Source organism: Paenibacillus chartarius (assembly GCF_042432825.1).
GTDB lineage: Bacteria > Bacillota > Bacilli > Paenibacillales > NBRC-103111 > Gordoniibacillus > Gordoniibacillus chartarius.
In genome coordinates, this window is the sequence record NZ_JBHLWN010000060.1 from 115,453 (window position 1) to 133,531 (window position 18,079).

Annotated in this window: 11 protein-coding genes; 7 read left to right on the forward strand and 4 right to left on the reverse strand. The window is 58.3% G+C overall.

Features of this window, described 5'->3' with window-relative positions:
* Positions 1 to 8: 8 nt before the first annotated feature.
* Positions 9 to 6,152, forward strand: a complete 6,144-nt coding sequence (locus ACFFK0_RS14835) for an S-layer homology domain-containing protein (RefSeq protein ID WP_377471042.1) — start codon at positions 9 to 11, stop codon at positions 6,150 to 6,152.
* A 275-nt stretch (positions 6,153 to 6,427) separates the two neighbouring features.
* Positions 6,428 to 8,185, forward strand: coding sequence for a methyl-accepting chemotaxis protein (locus ACFFK0_RS14840; RefSeq protein ID WP_377471043.1), 1,758 nt, complete (start codon positions 6,428 to 6,430; stop codon positions 8,183 to 8,185).
* Between the two features lie 119 nt (positions 8,186 to 8,304).
* On the opposite strand, the gene ACFFK0_RS14845 is transcribed toward ACFFK0_RS14840, so the two are convergent.
* Complete coding sequence (locus tag ACFFK0_RS14845; protein ID WP_377471071.1) at positions 8,305 to 9,531, reverse strand: aminopeptidase; 1,227 nt, start codon at positions 9,529 to 9,531, stop codon at positions 8,305 to 8,307.
* A gap of 174 nt (positions 9,532 to 9,705) precedes the next feature.
* Between ACFFK0_RS14845 and ACFFK0_RS14850 the strand changes: the two genes are divergently transcribed.
* The 4 genes from ACFFK0_RS14850 to ACFFK0_RS14865 all read left to right on the forward strand — a co-directional run bounded on the left by ACFFK0_RS14850 (position 9,706) and on the right by ACFFK0_RS14865 (position 14,918).
* Positions 9,706 to 10,956, forward strand: coding sequence for a DUF445 domain-containing protein (locus ACFFK0_RS14850; protein ID WP_377471044.1), 1,251 nt, complete (start codon positions 9,706 to 9,708; stop codon positions 10,954 to 10,956).
* A gap of 48 nt (positions 10,957 to 11,004) precedes the next feature.
* Entirely contained in the window at positions 11,005 to 11,298 is a 294-nt protein-coding gene (locus ACFFK0_RS14855) for a hypothetical protein (protein WP_377471045.1), read from the forward strand.
* Positions 11,299 to 11,367: 69 nt separating this feature from the next.
* On the forward strand, positions 11,368 to 12,018 hold the full coding sequence (locus ACFFK0_RS14860; protein WP_377471046.1) for a phosphatase PAP2 family protein: 651 nt from the start codon (positions 11,368 to 11,370) through the stop codon (positions 12,016 to 12,018).
* A gap of 86 nt (positions 12,019 to 12,104) precedes the next feature.
* A complete protein-coding gene (locus ACFFK0_RS14865) occupies positions 12,105 to 14,918 on the forward strand; it encodes a bifunctional diguanylate cyclase/phosphodiesterase (protein WP_377471047.1) in 2,814 nt (937 codons plus the stop codon).
* Between the two features lie 524 nt (positions 14,919 to 15,442).
* Here ACFFK0_RS14865 and ACFFK0_RS14870 read toward each other — a convergent pair.
* Positions 15,443 to 16,621, reverse strand: coding sequence for a glycosyltransferase family 2 protein (locus tag ACFFK0_RS14870; protein ID WP_377471048.1), 1,179 nt, complete (start codon positions 16,619 to 16,621; stop codon positions 15,443 to 15,445).
* A gap of 103 nt (positions 16,622 to 16,724) precedes the next feature.
* On the opposite strand from ACFFK0_RS14870, the gene yyaC reads away from it, so the two are divergent.
* A complete protein-coding gene (gene yyaC, locus ACFFK0_RS14875; protein WP_377471049.1) occupies positions 16,725 to 17,258 on the forward strand; it encodes a spore protease YyaC in 534 nt (177 codons plus the stop codon).
* Here the strand turns inward: yyaC and def are convergent.
* Together def and ACFFK0_RS14885 are read right to left on the reverse strand one after the other, a co-directional pair.
* Positions 17,255 to 17,767 (reverse strand): peptide deformylase, encoded by a 513-nt coding sequence (gene def / locus ACFFK0_RS14880; protein WP_377471050.1) that lies wholly within the window; start codon positions 17,765 to 17,767, stop codon positions 17,255 to 17,257. The genes yyaC and def overlap by 4 nt on opposite strands.
* 3 nt (positions 17,768 to 17,770) lie before the next feature.
* On the reverse strand, positions 17,771 to 18,019 hold the full coding sequence (locus ACFFK0_RS14885; RefSeq protein ID WP_377471051.1) for a helix-turn-helix domain-containing protein: 249 nt from the start codon (positions 18,017 to 18,019) through the stop codon (positions 17,771 to 17,773).
* Between the last annotated feature and the right edge of the window lie 60 nt (positions 18,020 to 18,079).

Here is an 18,079-nt window from a genome sequence, read left to right on the forward strand (position 1 = left end):
CGATGAGGATGAGGTACCAACGTTTCCTTGCCGCAGCTACTGCGACACTGCTGGTCTGGTCCGGCGGTGCGGCCGGAATCGTACAGGCGAGCGCGGCGGAGTCGCCGCAGTTTGTCATCGCGAAAAATAACTATGTGCAGTATACGGTCAAATCGGACAACGGAAGGTTCAGCGTCCGTACGGTTGAAGGAGACGCGAGCCGGGAAACCGACGACAACGTACCGCTGTTGTTCGAGGGGAAGGAGCCGGATACGTCGTTCGCGACGTTCCGGATCGACGGCAAAGATTACATTTACGGAAACTCCTACGGTTTCCTCAATATGGACGGCAGCTTCCAGGAGACGCCGCACAATACCGGCGGACTGAGCTCTTCGGTCTGGAAGGTCGGCAACGTATCGATTCGCCAGACGCTGGAAATCGTCGAGGATGAGCGCCATCCGAATGTAGGCAATGTGCGGATCCGGTATGAAGCGACGAATACAGGAACGGAAGCGGAGCAGGTCGGCGCCAGAGTGCTGCTGGATACGATGCTGGGCTCGAACGACGGGGCGGCCTTCATGATCGGCGGCTCCGATCAGCCGATCCGCACGGAGACGAGGCTGACGGGAAGCGACATTCCGCAATATTGGCGCAGCGTAGACCAGGCGGTTGCACCTTCCGTCTTCTCTTACGGCTTCATGCACGGCTGGGGCAATACGAAGCCGGACAGCCTCGTGTTCGGCCAGTGGCACAAGCTGGCGGAGACGAAGTGGGATTACACGCCGGATAGCGGACTTGATTTTACCAGCAAGACGAATGCCTACGAAGCGGCCGACAGTGCGGTAGCGATGTACTGGGAGCCGCTCACGCTAGCCGCCGGCGAGAGTCGGGTGTTTGAAACCTATTACGGAATGGGCAATTTCGCGCAAACGTCGACGGACGCTCCGTTCGCGCTTCGCGCTTTCGCACCGGACAAGCTCACTGTCAATGAAACGGGTGACGGGTACGAGGAGCAGGAGTTCGACATCACGGTTGAAGTGGACAACACGAAGTCCGGCGCAGCGGCGATGACCAGAGCAACCGCGTCCTTGATTTTGGATGAGGGTCTGGTGGCGGCATCCGGAAGCGGCTATTATCAGACGGCCGATGTGATCGCTGCCGGAGCTACGCATACGTTCCGCTGGCGGGTGAAAGCGACGCCGCAGCAGATGTACGCCGTGAAGCAGTTTCGCGTCGACGTCAAGAGCGATGCGCAGCTGCAGCCGGAATCGGCAGGCGGGTTCGTGCTGCTGCCGGGTGTCGTGGGCAAGCCGCCGGCCGTGCAGTTTCAGCAGGTCGGTCCGGAGACGCTTTATGTCGAGGGGACGCGATATTTTTCCATCAAGGGCCAGGGCTACGATGTATACAAGGACAAGAGCCGCTGGAAGCTGATTCTGGAAAATGCCGTTACCGGACTGCGCAGCGAGATTCCGCCGGAAGGCATATCCGTCGTCAGCGATAGCGATATGACGGTAAAGGTGACGGAGGCGCTGCCGCCCGGACCGTATCAGGTCATTCTGGAGCACCGGGATTTCGGCTCGCAGCGGCTTGCGCAGACGATTGCGATGAGCAGCGACACGAAATATATGGGCCGCTACTACGGGCTGCTGGCCGTGAAGAAGGTCAAGCAGGGTGACGATACTTCCTACGAGCTGCTTTCCCTCGAGTCGGAGAAGCAGCTGGAGCAGGTCAAGGCCGGCCTGCCGGCGGAGGAGAGCCTGCTGCTCGAAATTCGCGGCGAAATTATGGAGAAGAAGACGGAAGCGGGCGACATCGAGTACATCGTGAACACGGATGGCAACCCGGCGACGCTGAACTCCGTCGTGGAGTATAAGGGTGAGCCGCTTGTCATCGCGAAGCGCGCCAAAGATTTGGGGCATAACACCGATTATGTGGAGATCGGCGGCAGCGGTTCGCTGCGGGTATCCGGGGGCATGCAGTTCTGGCAGTGGGAATTCGGCATTGAGCTGAAGGACGGCGAGGACTATTCCCTTGATGCCGGGGACGACGAGGAGCCGGTGACGATTGAGTTTACCGGACTTGGCAAGGTGATGAAAAATATCGGCGGCTTCCTCATTCAGATTAACGACGCGATTCTGCAGGACAAGGCGGTTTCGTTCTCCGGTGAGATGGCGCTCTCGTTCCTTCCGGGCGGTAAGCAGAAGTATGAGGAGCTGAAGGAGGAAAAATGGGGCGACGAAGGCTCGGGCGGTACGATTCGCGACGAGACGGCGGGGCTGACGGCGAGCGTCGATAACGTGCTCTTCGGGGAGAAGGAAGACGGGGATATCGGCTACCTGGGCATTGACACGACGACGTCCTTGCAGCTGCCGGAGGGCTTGCTCGGCAGTGTGTTCGAGAACGGACTCAAGGCTTCGCTGACGATCAATACAATTGACCGGATTTACGGGCTTGACATGGAGATGAAGATCAAAATCATCGAGTTCCACGGCGTCCTGACTATTGCCGTTACCGAGGATGAGAAATGGGTTCTCGACGATTTGATTATGTCCTTCGGCGGCGAGCCGGGGATTCCGCTCGTGCCATCGGTATTTCTGACCAAGCTGGGCGGCGGGGTTGAGGACATGGCGGCGACGATGACGGGGGACGTCAACGCGCCGCCGCTCAAGGTCGTCGTCGAGGCGGCGATTAATGTCGTCAAGACGCTGGAGGGCGATTTCACCCTGAAGGTGTCTAAGCTGGGCTTGTCTCTGGAAGGCGAGCTCTCGATTGCCAAAATTCCGTTCCTAACGGACGTATCCTTAATAGCGCAATGGTCCGAACCGATGTTTATGGAGCTTTCGGCCAACGTCGATATCAAAGGCATCGTTCTCGGAGAGGCGTACCTGTATATTTCCGGCGAGCGCTTTGAGGGCTACGTCATGGCGAAGGTCGTGCTGCCGAAGTATGTGCCGCTGGCCGGCGGCAAGACGCTCGCCGGCGTGCAGCTCGGAGCGAGCTCCGAGAGCATCTGGGGCGGCATCGAGGTCATCGGCATTCCGTTCGGCGTCCGCTATTATTGGGGCGGCGATTTCGAGCTGACGGACGCGGAGGGCGGTGTCATGCCGAATATGGGCTTGTACTCCGAAGTGCTCAGCGACTCGCAAGGACGGCCGGTACGGATGGTGCTCGGCGATAACATTCGCCGGATCGGCGGATATGCGCAGCTTCCGGGCGACGGCAGACTTGCTTCGGCCGACAATGCGATCTTGGCGGACGTGTTCGGACAGCAGCTTGCAGCGGGAGAAGCGAAGACCGAGCATACACAGCTGCTGCAGGATCAGCAGGTGGCTTACTTCGAGCTGAGCTATACCGGCGAGGTGCCGAAGGTGCAGGTGTACCGTCCGGACGGCACGCCGTATCCGCTCATTGCCGAGGGGCAGCCGAACGCGAACTATATGGAACAAACGGTATCTGCCGCAGACAGCAAGAGCGGTCAAACGGAGCAGCGCATTTACATCTCCGTTCAGCAGCCGGACAGCGGCACTTGGCGCATCGTCACCGATCGCCCTGTGGAGATGGGGGCGTTCGAGGCGAAGCCGCTGCCGAAGCTTCACACAGCGACGGCCGCTAAGGTCGGAGCGCGCGAGCTGAAGGTAGACTGGACGGCCGACAACGCCGCCGATGCCAAGGTGAGCGTATCGCTCGCCGGCAATAAAGAGGAAGCGGGCGTACTGCTGGCGGAGGGCATCGCCGGTACAGCCGGTACGGCGAACGTGACGGTTCCTGCCGATACGAAGACGGGGACGTACTATGTACGCGTAACGATGACGGACGGAACGGGCGTCCAAGTCGCCTATACCGAGGCGATTGAACTGGTCGACCCGGATGCGCCGGCACCGGTTTCCGGGCTGCAGACCGGTTTGTATGGAGACGGTATGCTCGATGTGTCGTGGCAAGCTTCTCCATCCGGCGAACTGACGGGCTACTATATCGAAGTCTATGATGAGCAGGGCGTGAAGGTAGATTCGTTCGGCGAGCAGTTCGTGGAGCCGGACGAGCTTGGTGCTATTGTCGGCGGACAGCAGAAAATGAAAGATTCGGACGTTGTAACCGGCCTGATACCGGGACGCACCTATAAGGTGTCGGTGATGGCCGAGCGGAAGACGACGGACGGCAAGCTGCACTACAGCCCGCGTTCGTATTCCGCACCGGTGCAGCTTCCTGTGCCGGACCCGGCCGAGGTGACGCTGAGCTACGGCAGCCAGTTCAAGGATGCGACCGACCCGGACGGCAAGCCGATTAAGCTGACGAATGAGACGGCGGCAACGCTGCATTTTGCAGCGGATCAAGATGTCCGGACGAAGGTGCTGGTCAACGAACAGGAGCGGGAAGTGAAGACGGGCAGCTCGTGGGATTTGACGCTGCCGGTTGATGACGGACGGTACAACATTACGTTCGTCAGCGTGAACGCCCAGGGCGATACGACGACGAGCAGCATGTCCTTCTCGGTTGATACCGCGGCTCCGCCGCTCATGGTGAATCCGGTAACTGAAGCGGGCGGCCAAGGAAGCATGCGGGTTCTCGGCATAACCGACCGCGACTCCAAGGTGACGCTCGACGGAGCTCCGGTTGCCGTCGACCAGCAAGGCCAATTCCAGGCGGCGGTCGAGATGGGAGCTCAGCTGACGAAGCGGATCCATATCGAGGCTGCCGATGCGGCAGGAAACATTAGCACTTACGAATCTGTGGTTGTTAACACGCAGCTGAAGCCGGTTGCGAAGGTAGCGATTCAGCCTGCGGTCAAGGAGCTGCCGGTAGGCTCCAGCGAATCGTTCGTGCTGTCCGCCTGGGATGCGGACGGCGGCGCGATTACGCTCGATCCGTCCGTCGTGCAATGGTCGCTGCTTAAGGGCGATACGCTCGCGACGCTGACAAGCGACGGCAAGCTGACCGCGAACAAGCCGGGCGACGTGGTGCTGCGGGCTTCCTATCGGACGACGAGCAGCTTCGCATTCGAGGATGCTATCGTCATTGAGGTGAAAGGGCCGCCGGGCGGGGACGAGGAAGAGCCGGGTAATGATCAGGGTGATCCTGACGATTCTGGCGATGACTCGAACTCGGACGTACGCCCCGTACCTCCAACCAATGGGCAAATCGACAAGAAGCTGAACGAGATACTGCAAAGCTTGATCGAGAAGGACGGCCGCATGAAGATGGTGGAAAGCCGTCCGGTTACAGCGGGCAGCGATCAAGCGATCAAGCTCGGTACTGCAGGCTCCCTCTACATTCCGAAAGGAGCGCTTCAGGGAGAGGATGTATTGGCCGTTGCAGCGGCGGCTGACGCGAAGCCGTATTTCGAAGGGACGGCCGGAGAAGGGCTTACCGTACACAATACGATTATTAAGCTGCAGCTCGCCGATGCCGAACCAATTCTGGAACAACCGGCACGGCTGGAGCTCACCTATGATGCGAGCAAGGTGAAGCAACCGGAGCAGCTGGCGGTGTACCGCTACAACGAAAAGCTGAAGCGCTGGCAGTACGAAGGAGGTACGGTCGACCGGGCAACCGGTGTCGTCTCCGCGGAGATTGGTCGCCTCGGAACATTCGCGCTGCTGGAGAACAGCGGGCTGAAGCCGCTTCAGGATATGGCGGGACGCTGGTCGGACCCATATGTAAAAACGCTGCAATCGCTGGATATGGCCGACGGTGTGGAGAAGAACGGACAGCTCGTCTTCGAACCGCAGCGCCCGATCACCCGTTTGGAATTTACGAAGCTCATCGCTTCCGCAATGAGCGCAGTGAAGCCGATGAGCGCAGGCGGCACGCCGCCGTTCGCCGATTGGCAGCAAATCCCGGATTGGGGCAAGCCGTTCGTCGAGTATGCGTATGCCAGCGGCCTGTCGACCGGGACGATAGGGGAAGGCGGCACGGTCTTCGAGCCGAATTCCGGCATCACCCGCGCGCAGGCGGCGGCCATGCTCGGCCGTACGCTGAAGAGCTCGGGGAATAGCGCCGGATCGTTCGCCGATCAGGGTTCCATCCCCGACTGGGCGGGACCGTACCTCGGTGTGTTGACCGCTCAGAAGATCGTCGGCGGGTATCCGGACGGCACATTCCGGCCGGACGGCTCGTTAACCCGTGAGGAAGCGGCGAAGCTGATTGCGGAATGGGTAAGCACGGATCAATATTAATGGCAATGTAGCCGGTACAGGGCTCTTTCTGTACCGGCTTTTTTATGTACGGCGATGGAGACAAGGATCTCATTGCTGTCAACGAATCGGTCATGGCGCAACGGTAACGAAGCATTTAGTCCCCTGCAAATTTGTTAGGAAAGTATTAAGATATAACTCGCAATTTACAAAATTGGCGAGCTTTTTGTCGATTCTTCCTGTATAATCGAATACTAATAAGCCTATGGAACCAAATTCCAATGGACGATATAGCACTCGATGTGGAGGGAATCAACATGGCTAAGTTAAAATCAGCATGGCGCCTCACCATTCGTTCCAAACTGATGCTCAGCATGCTCATTTTAATGATTTATCCGGCTCTTGCGGTCGGGGGCATGTCTTACAAGCAGGCAGTAGCCGAAAGCGACGAGCTGATCAGAAGCAACTTGCGCAATTCCGTGAAAATGGCCGTCGAGCTGGCGCGTATGTTCGAGGAAGCGGAAAAGAGCGGTACCATGAGCAGGGAGGCGGCGCAGGAGGAAGTGAAGAAGGCGCTGCTCGGCGTAAAAGGGGCTGACGGCAAACGTCCGATCAACACGAATATCGATCTTGGAGAGAACGGCTATTTTTTCATTCTTAACGATAAAGGGGACGAGCTTGCCCATCCGAGTATCGAAGGCCAAAATATTATGAACGAAAAGACGAGCGACGGGCGGCTGTTTGTCAAAGAGCTTATTGACAACGGGAAGCAGGCCGAGGGCGGATTTACGTTCTACGATTGGCCGCTGCCGAATTCAAGCGAAGAGGCCCTCAAGATTACATACTCGTTGTCGACTCCGCAGTGGGGCTGGATTATTTGCGCGGGCTCGTATATGCAGGATTATAACACGGGGGCGGATCGGATTTTCCAAACGGTGCTGACGACGATCATTATCTGTCTCGTACTCGGCGGCATTATCGCGACGCTGTTTGCGCAGCATATTTCGGGTCCGATCAAAAAGCTGTCGCGCCAGGCCAAGCAGTTTGCCACCGGCGATCTCAGCACGGCGGACTTCAAGGTGAAGAACAAGGACGAAATCCGCGACTTGTACGTATCTTTTGAAGCGATGTACACGAACCTGAAGCAGCTCGCTTCCGGCTTGCTGAGCAGCTCCGATACGCTGGCCCAGGCGTCCGGCGAGCTGTCGCAGGCGATCGGGGAAACGACGGAGGCCGTGACGCAAATCTCGCAAGCCGTACAGCAGGCTGCAACGAGCAACGAGACGCAGGCACGCAGCATTCAAGAGAGCGCAAAGTCCATGGAAGAGATGGCGGGCGGCATCCAACGGGTGGCGACGACTTCATCGACAGCGTATGAAGCTTCGGTCATGACGCTCAAGGAAGCGGAGCAGGGCAACGCGCTGATCGAGCAATCATCGGAGCAGATGGGCAACGTCAATGCGACGGTCGGCGATCTCGCGTCCATCGTCGGCAAGCTGGGAGAGCGTTCGCAGCAGATCGGCGATATCGTACAGGTCATTACCGATATTTCGTCGCAGACGAATCTGCTCGCGCTCAACGCTTCGATCGAAGCCGCCCGGGCCGGAGAGCAAGGCAAGGGGTTCGCTGTCGTCGCTGGGGAAGTACGGAAGCTGGCGGAGCGTTCGAACGAGTCCGCTATGCAGGTCGCAGAGCTGATAGAAGCGATACGAAGCGACATCGAAGTGGCCACCAAAGCGATGCATAGAGGAGAGCAGGAGGTCGAAGCCGGCGTGGAATCGATCCGCAGCACGGGCGAGGCGTTCCAGCGCATTCTTGAGGCGACCCGCAGCGTCGTCGATCAGGTGCAGGAAGCTTCCGCCGCGGCGGAGCAAATGTCGGCAAGCTCGCAGCAAGTCGCCGCCTCCTTGCTCGAGATGGAGTCCATGTCATCGCTGTCGAACGACATGATGCATACCGTATCGGCGTCTACGGAAGAGCAGCTCGCATCCATGGAAGAGATTGCGGCTTCCTCCGAGTCGTTGAGCCGGATGTCCGAGGAAATGCAGAAGCTGGCGCATCGATTCAAGCTGTAGATCAAACGCAACGGAAAATGACCGCCGCCCGACTCTGCTGCAAGCAGAAGAGGGCGGCGGTTTTATTTTCGACATGATGGAGGTGCCCATCAGGCTCTACCCGGCAGTACCGTCCGCGATCAGGCCCAATTGCCTTGGCGGAACAGCGGCACGGTGCTGCCATCCGGCAGCTCGGCGTCGATATCGAGCTCCGCCGAGCCGATCATGAAATCGACGTGCGTCATCGAGACGTTGGCTCCGCTCGCCTTCAGCTGATCCGGCGACAGCCCTACTCCGCCTTCGAGCGTAGATGGATACGCGTTGCCGATGGCGAGATGGCACGATGCGTTCTCATCGAAAAGGGTGTTATAGAAGACGATGTCCATAAGCGATATCGGAGAGCGGTACGGAACGAGCGCCACTTCTCCAAGGTACGAAGCTCCTTCGTCCGTGTCGAGAATCGTTTGGAGCTTGTCTTCGCCTTTCCCGGCCCGGTAATCGACGATCCGGCCGTCCTTGAACGTGAACGAGAAGTCCTCGATGAGGCTTCCGCCGTGATTAAGCGGCTTCGTGCTTCGGACAATACCGTTCACGCCGTGTTTGGCCGGCATCGTAAACACTTCCTCCGTCGGCATGTTGGCGACGAACGGCGTGCCGGACTTGTTCGGCTTGGCGCCGCCGAGCCATATATGCTTTTCCGGCAGCTCGATATACAAATCCGTCCCCGGGGCGCGATAGTGGAGCTTGCGAATGCGCATCGCGTTGAGCTTCGATGTCTTCGCATGGAGTGTATCGAGATGCTTGCGCCACTCGCCGACAGGGTCATCCCGGTCGATCCGGGTCGCCTTGAAGACGACGTCCCACAGCTTGGCGACGCCTTGTTCGGCCGGCAGCCCGGGAAACAGACGGGCCGCCCAAGCCGGTGACGGCACAGCGGCGATCAGCCAGCTTACTTGATGAAGACGGGTATAGTCGAGGAATCGTTTGCGGATTGCCGCACGGCCGCGTGTTTCCTTCGCAATGAGGTCGGCCGGCACGTCCTTAAGCAGATCCGGGTTCGGCGATTGCACGAACAGGAACGCGGCGTTGTTCTCGGCGTATTCCGCCAGTCCGTTCGCACGCCATTCCGGGTAATACCCAAGCGAGCTCTCGGGAGCGTGCCGGTAGCGGATCAGCGCCAGCTCATCGTCCCACCACTCGTGATGGACTTGCGACGCTCCGATATCGTAAGCCAGACGCGTCACGATACGTACGAAATTGGCGGCGGACAGCGGTGCGTCAATGACGAGCTTCTGACCCGGCTGCACGTTCAAGCCGATGCGCAGCAGCGTCTCCGCATATTTCTCGAGCGATTCGGTCATGGAGATGGACATGCGTTCACGATCCTTTGCTTTGGATTTCATATCGCGTCAAGTATAGACCAATTGGTCGGTGAAGTACAACGCAGAAGAAACGGCGCCTGCCGATGTGTGGAATTCGTCAAATTTTGCTACAATGGGTAAAATAAACGATTTGTCGTTAGCGTCGTGGAGGTTGTCTGCATGGAGAAGAAAACAAAGCATATTGCTAGTTTGTCGCTGGGAATCATGGGCGCCGGCTTCGCCGGATCGTTCCTGCTGCCGGCAGGTGCGGCCTGGGGAACGGTGCTGCAGAGCGGCTTCGAAGCGGGTCTGGTCGGCGGCCTCGCCGATTGGTTCGCCGTGACGGCGCTCTTCCGCCATCCGCTCGGAATTCCGATCCCGCATACGGCGCTGCTGCCGCGCAACCGCGACCGGGTTACGAACGCGCTGGTGAATACGGTAGAGAATGATCTGCTCAGCAAAGCGAGTATTACCGATAAATTGTCCGGCATGCGTCTGACTGAAGCGCTGCTGGATACGCTCGAGCGCAGCGCATCCCGCGAGCAGCTTGCCGCCTGGGGAGCGGCGGCGCTCCAGCACGCCGTGCGGCTTGCGCCGCTCGACGTGATCGTGCCCTTCGCCGCGGAGCATGCGAAGGGGGCGCTGCAGGACGTCGACGTCCGTCCGCTGCTGCAGCGGCTCGGCGAGCAGGCGCTCGCCCGGCAGGTGGACGAGCTGGCGCTCGACGCTCTGCTCGCCAAGGCGGAAGAATGGCTTGTCAAGCCGGAAACCCGCGACAGCCTCGGCACGCTTGCGATGGGCGCCTTCTCGAAGCTGGACCTCGGCGGCTTCATGCAGTTTGCGGTCAACGCCTTCATGGGATATCTCAGCGAAGACAAGCTCGGGGGCATTATACAGAACTTCGGCATGGGGCTGATCTTCGAGCTGCGCATGGCGGGGCATCCGCGGCGCGCCGAAGCGCTCGGTTTCATTCGCCGCCAGATCGAGGAGCTCAGCCGCTCGGAGAAGCTGATTGCCCAGCTTGAGGAGTGGAAGCGGGAGCAGCTGAAGGAGCTGGATTTGACAGGTCCGATCGCGAAGCTTCTGTCCGGTCTGCAGGAGCGCCTGCTGACGGCTTTCGCCGATCCGGCATTCGCGACCGGCACGCTGGCGCCTTTGATCGACCGCCTGCTCGACGCACTGCACGCCGACACCGGATTGCAGGCGAAGGCGGACAGCTGGATGCGGGAACAGCTCGTCCGGCTTATCGAGGCCAATCATGCGAAGATCGGACAGCTTGTGCGCGACAATATTGCCAAGCTTGACAACGAAACCCTGATCGAGATGCTCGAAGACAAAGTCGGCAAAGATCTTCAGTGGATTCGAGTGAACGGCGCCGTTTGCGGTTTCCTGATCGGGCTTGTGCTCGGGCTCATCAGGCTGGCTGTCTAAGAATAACCTATTCGTAACCACTTTAAACGAAAAGAGGCGATCTGCTCCATGGGCGTAAAATTCGGCCGCGAGTACGGCGATATTATTAACGATTTTACACAGGCGTTAGGCAGCATCGATGATTTGTACACTTGCTTCGAGATGACCAAGGACGATTGGAACGACCTTTCGGGGGAAGAGCAGGAGGAATGCGTCCGTACGCTGGCGGACGATCTGTTTTACGGTCTTGGCTCGCAGCCGAGTCTGCATGTCGGCGGAGGCACGGTGACGCACGATGCGCAAAGGCACATTTTGAAAGTTCATACGAAACCGGATATCACCTCGATTGTTCATTTGGTCTAGAGCTTTGGAATGTTTCCAAAAGGAGTTTGTACGTCCGATGGAGTATACGTAGGGTAAGTATTCATTGAGGTGAGTGCATTGATTGGCGAAAATCGTTTGCCGTACATGCTGGTGGGCTCGGGGGCGGCCCTGATGTTCGGGCTGCTCGCCTGGTTCATGACCGAAGCGTCCGCCGTGCCAGGGGATCATGCCGTGATTGCCGCCGTACAAGGCTGGGAGCATCGGGCGCTGACAACCGTCATGATCGCGCTGTCGTGGATCGGTTCCACACCGGTCATGATCGCGATCTGTCTGGCGATTCTGGCGGTTATGTACCTGAAGCTCAAGCTTCGCGTGGAATTGCTGTTCTTCGTCTTTTCGCTGCTGGGGAGCTACGGGCTAAACAAGCTTCTGAAATTATGGCTCCAACGGGAAAGGCCCGATATATACCGTCTTGTCGAGGCGGACGGCTTCAGCTTTCCGAGCGGTCATGCGATGCAGGCGTTTGCGCTGTACGCTACGCTCGTCTTCCTGTTGTGGCGGCACGTATCGTCCCGCCGCAACCGCCTGCTGCTGCTGATCGGCTGTGTAACTATGATCGTTACGATCGGGATCAGCCGCATCTATCTCGGTGTGCATTATCCGAGCGATGTTATCGGCAGCTATGCCGCCGGTGCCGTCTGGTTCTGCTTGACCGTGTGTCTGTTCCGTCGTCATCTGCCGTCGTCAAGCCATTCGTAAGCACGGAACGTATCGTATCGATAGGGCAATCGCTGTCATTTGCCGGTTGCAGAACATCTTAGATTCCACTAAAGCCGGGTGACGGTATGCATACCATTTTACATAATTATAACGGACAGCTGCTCATCTTATCGTTGTTAATCGCCTTGCTGTCATCCTATAGTTATATATTGATCTTGCGGCGTTCCTTATCATTGGGAGGCCATTCCCGCCTGATCGGAATGATTACGGGCGGCGCCTCGCTCGGGTTAGGGTTATGGTCCATGCATTTCATCGCCATGCCGATCCTGCCCGGCGGCCCTGCGCAATTCCAACTGGCTTGGATCATCTTGTCGCTGTTCGTCGCGGTGGCTGTCGGATGCGCATCCTACCTTCTTGCTTGCGTACGGCCGAGCCGAAGCCGGTTTATCGGTTCCGGGTTATTGACGGGGTGCGGGTACGGGACCATGCATATTGTGGCGATGCAATCATTGAACGTGACCTTTGAGCTTAGCTACAAGCCGGACATCATCGTCCTGTTCATCCTGGCCGCTTCTGCCGGCTGCACGGCGGAGCTGCTGTTCAACATCCGTCCGTCGGAGAACGGGGAGACTGCGCTGCGCATGCCGACGACACGCGGGCTGCTGCTCGGGGGGTCCATTTTCCTCCTGCATATCGGTATTATGGACGTCACCCGCATAGCCGACAGAGCGGCCCATCCGCATGGGGCACCCTTCCTGTTCGATATCATACATGCTTATACAATTACGATGTGGGTCAGCATCTTCGCTGTGTTCGTCATCGCTGTGCTGCTCGCGGTCTATTACGAGGAACAGCGCCGAATTTGGAGTCAGGCGAGGGAACTGGAGCAGCGGTACATGTCGCTGTTCGAGAACAATCGGAACATGGTCTTCTGGTTGGACAACCGCGGAGGTATCCGCCAAGTGAACCGGGCAGCCGTCGAGACATTAGGGTATACGGCGGAACAATTCGCAGCGGAGGGCTTTATCCGAACGATTCTGGCCGCCCCCGGCGCCTCCGGGGAGTGGTCTCGCTCCGGCAGCGGCATACTCGAGCAGAGGGATACGTACGATTTGCGCTTACGCCATCGCGACGGTCATGAAGTGGAGCTGGCGGTCTCGAATGTACCGATTGTTCAGCAGGGCCGGCGGATCGGACACTTTGTCGTTGCCGAGGACGTGACGCTGCAGCGTGAAACGGAGCGGGCGCTGAAGCGAAGCGAAGAGCAATATAAGCTCATTACCGAGCACATGTCGGATCTGATTACCCTGATCGATAGGGAAGGACGATTGCTGTACTGCTCCCCGTCTTATGAGATGGTGCTGGGCCTCAAGCCGGAGGAGATTGTCGGCAGGTCGGCGCTGGAGTTCGTCCATCCCGACGATGTGTCCCCAGTATTGGAGCGGATTCGTTATGTTCTGGAAACGGGAAAGCCGGCGACGTCCGAATTCCGGTTCTTTCATAGGGACGGCTATCATTTGGTCATTGATGCACAGGGCGAGCCTATCCTGGACGAGCATGGCAATGTCGCCAAAATTATCGTATCCAGCCGGGATGCGACGGTTCGCAAGCATGCCGAAGAGCTTATCGACCATATGGCTCATCATGACGCATTGACGGGGCTGCTGAATCGGCGCGCGTTCCATGACAAGCTGTCGCTATGCTTGCAGGAGGCGCAGCGGCATCACAGCAAGCTGGGCCTCTTGTTCGTAAATCTCAACCGGTTCAAAACGATTAACGATTCGCTCGGTTATGCCTATGGCGATATGGTTCTCAAGGAAGTCGCGATGCGCATTCAAGCAGTCGGCGGCACAGCCGTGCTAGCCAGGCTTAGCGGAGACGAATTCACATTGCTTCTGCCTGCGCTGTCGCAAGCGGAGGAAGCACTTCCGGTTGCGGCACGGATCGTATCTGTACTGTCGGATCCGATTGCGCTTGATGGCCAGGAGCTGCATGTGACGCCGAGCATCGGCATTGCTGTCTATCCGGTGCATGCCCATGAAGAATCGCTGCTGATTCAATATGCGCATACGGCGTTGTACGTGGCGAAGGAACGGGGCGGCGACAGCATTCAAATGTACAGCTATGAGCTCAACGAGCGCGGAATGTCGCTTCTGGAGCTCGAGAACGGTCTGCGCAAGGCGCTGGAGCGGGAGGAGTTCACGCTCGTGTATCAGCCGCAGGTCGATCTTCGAACGCTGAACATTGTCGGAGTGGAGGCGCTCATCCGGTGGTGTCATCCGGAACGGGGAATGATCTCGCCATTGGACTTTATTCCGGTAGCTGAAGAAACGGGACTCATTCATTCTCTCGGCGAATGGGTGCTTCGGCAGGCGTGCAGGGAAATCGGCGGTTTGAGGTCGGAAGGCTACAGCATTCCGCGGGTGGCCGTCAATTTGTCCGGCGTACAGTTTCGGGATGCCGGCATCGTACGGCTGGTAGGCGACGTCCTGAGGGAACAGCAGTTTCCGGCGGATCGTATGGAGCTGGAAATTACGGAAAGCATGGCGATGTACAAGGTAGAGCAGGTCATGGAGAAGCTGGAGGCGTTCAAACGCATGGGGCTGTCGCTTGCGCTGGACGACTTCGGCACCGGCTATTCGTCGTTAGGGTATTTGCACCGGTTCCCGATCGATACGCTAAAGATCGACAAATCGTTCATCAGCACGACCGAGCATTCGGCGATCGTCGGCGCCGTCACGGCGATGGCGGAGAGTCTCAAGATGACGGTGCTGGCCGAAGGCGTAGAGAAGCCGGCCCAGCTTCAAACGCTTCAGGAGCTTGGCTGCGATTACGGTCAAGGGTACTTGTTCAGCAAACCGCTGACGCTTTCGGAGCTGAAAGAGGTTCTGGCGGACCATACCAGGTATGGGAATATATCTGAAGTGTCAAGCCGCTGATCCAACCAGCGGCTTTTGATGCTCGTTCATGCGAAAGTGCAGATATTTTGCTCATTCGCCGGTTATCGGCAGCGTAAATGCCCGCATTTTCGCAGTAACCGGAATCAGGCAAGCTGGCTGTGCGAATGATTCCTGCAAAGTATGCAGGCATGAATCGACAGCCTCTTTGAGGGCGTTATAATCCGGCAATCAGGAAAAATCAAGCCCAATTACATCAATTGACATTCGATAGTACCGCCAAAGTCCGCTATTTTGAAGGAAAAGTGCATTAGCGGTAAAATAAGGCCTTCAAAATCGTTAACGAACCGCATCAGCCGAGCCAAGCCCCCATAAAAAAGCCGAGGCCATCCCTGACGCGGGAGGCCCCGGTATAGATTTACATATCGCTGAGCTCAATAAGCGGCATATCATTGGCCGGGAAACTCGCGTCGGCTATCTATTCATTTCGTTTCATAACTGCTCTTTGTGCCCGTCATTCATGCTTTGCATACGAGGAATGGACCGGCTAACCGTTCAGGGCATATTCATTCGCGCATACGCTTCAGGTCCCGGAGCGAATAAAACGTGCCTCGCCAGTACATGCCCCCCTGCTTCAGCGTCAGCACTACCGTGCGAACGATCACGCCCATCATCAGAAGCGCGTTCCACGGCAGCATCCACACATCGGAAGCGGAATAGGGAGACAGCGCCTTCACGCAGCGAGCGTACAGATACCCTTGTGCAAGCAGCGAAGCGGCAAAGATCAGCTTCAGGTACAGGTTTGGAGCGAGCAGCAGACCGAGTACCGGAACGATGAAAATCAAGCCGAGACCGAGGCAGCCCAGCAGCGCCAGCAGCGTACTGTAGCGGAAGCCGGCGAACATATTTTTCTCGAAGCCGTGCACAGCTTCCTTCAGCGACCGGTACCACTCTACTTCAAGCAGCCGGTACGCGCTCAGGAGCCGCTGCCGGCTGCCGCTCCGTTTCAGCCGGTTGCCCAGCTCAAGGTCATCGTCGGCACGTAGCTTGAGAGCGGCGTGGGTTCCGATCGCCTCATAGGCCGTGCGGCTGACGAGATTAAAGGCGCCGATGCCCATTCCCTGCCGGCGGCTGTTGTCGTCGTTCGACCGCCAAGGCCGGACGGCAAGCGAGAAGGCGAACAGGAAGAAATGAATAAAGCTGCGCAGCGCATAGCTGCGGGCTCGCAAATATGGGGACAGCGTCAAGTGGTCGATGCCGCCGCCAAGCGCATAGGCGACCGCCTTGCGGATCGCGCTGCGATGAAAGCGGACGTCGGCGTCCGTAAACAGCAGATACGATCCGCGCGACTGCAAATAGCCTTGGTAGAGAGCATGATTTTTGCCGAGCCAGCCCTCGGGCAGCGCGGTGATATGAATGACGCGGAGATTGATCTCCAGCTCCCGCTTGCCTTCGGACCAGCGGCGCAGCTCGTCGAGCCGTGTGCCCGTACCGTCCCGGGAGCGGTCGTTAATAGCGATGATCTCAAGGCGGGGATAATCTTGATCGAGCAGGTGGCGGACGGTGTCGCGGATGCTGTCCTCCTCCTCCTTGGCTGTCAGAATCACGGAGACAAGCGGCGGCTCCTTAGGCAGCAGCCGGTCTTCCGGCAGCTCGCCGATCGTCCGCAATCCGCGCAGACCGTCTACGGTGGCCAGCAGCCAGAACAGGGCAATCAGGATGGAAAGCAAGGCAAGTATAGACATAGAGGTCCTCCTATGGAACAATAACGAGTATCGAATGCGGCTGATGACCGCATTATAGCACGAAAGCCGGCTGCATTCAGCCGGTGTGAAGGAGGGACGGCGTATGACGGACAAGGATGAAGAGAGGAAGGAGTATTGGCGAAAGCTGAAGGGCGAACAGCTGGACCAATTTTTCATGAGCGTGCTTCGGGAGCAGGGAGAGAACGCCGGGCCGTTCGCTTTCGTTTGTATCGGAACGGACCGCTCCACCGGCGATGCACTGGGACCGCTGGTCGGTACGATGCTGCAGGAGGCCGGTTACCCGCATGTCATCGGTACGCTGGAGCAGCCGTGCGACGCGAGCAATCTCGCAGCCCGCATACCGGCGGAAATTCCCCCTGAAGCAACGGTCATCGCGATTGATGCGGGACTCGGGCAGCCGGCCTCCGTCGGGCTGTTTCAAGTGTCGAATCAGCCTCTCTGCCCCGGCAAGTCGGTCGGCAAGTCGCTGCCGGTCGTCGGCGACTACGCCGTCGCCGCTTTCGTCAATGCCGACGGCCCGCGGCAAATCCAGGTGCTGCAGAGCACTTCGCTATACCGGGTCATGACGATGGCCAAGCAGCTGGCGGATGCGATCATTCGCGTGCTTCCCCGTTAACGTCCGGATAAACGCAGCACGTCGAGGAGCGGGACCGCTGCGTTGTTGTCTTCCCGGTACAGCCATGGCTCGCGGACATGATCAATGAACAGGATACCGTTCAAGTGATCGATTTCATGCTGGATGCACCGCGCCAAATACCCTTCCGCCTCGAGGCGGAACGTACCCCCGTGGCGGTCCAAGCTCGTAACGGCGACCCGCATGGCCCGGGTCACGTTGCCGTAGAAGCCCGGATAAGAGAGACAAGCCTCCGCGCCGTATTGTTCGCCGCTGCTGTGAACGATCTCCGGATCGATCAGCTCGATCAATCCGTCCCCGCAATCCATGACGACGACTCTGCGCAGAATGCCGACCTGCGGGGCAGCCAGCCCGGCGCGTCCTTCTTTGGCGTATAACGTTTCTTTCATATCATCCAACAATTTCACGATTTTCGGAGTGATTTGCTCGACCGGCTTGGCTCGTTTACGGAGAATGGGATCGCCGAACGGGAGTATCGCTTTGACGGTCATCGGTTACGCTCCTTCCGTCCTGGCGGCAGCCTGCGGCGTATACGCCCACAAATCGTTCGGCGTACAGTCGAGTGCGGTGCACAGCGCGTCCATCGTCTCGGCTTTGACCTGTTTCGGCTGCGACGTGATCAGGGCGGAGATGGAAGGCGCCGAGAGCCGGTAGCCGGCCTTCTCCAGAAGAAGGCGCTGCAGAGCGGCGCCTGACCATATGCCTCTTTGCGCCATCAGCTGACGCAGCATCCAGACGATCATCGTTTCATATACCTCACTTATTAGGTTTTAACTAAAATTATTAGGTACTACCTAAATTAT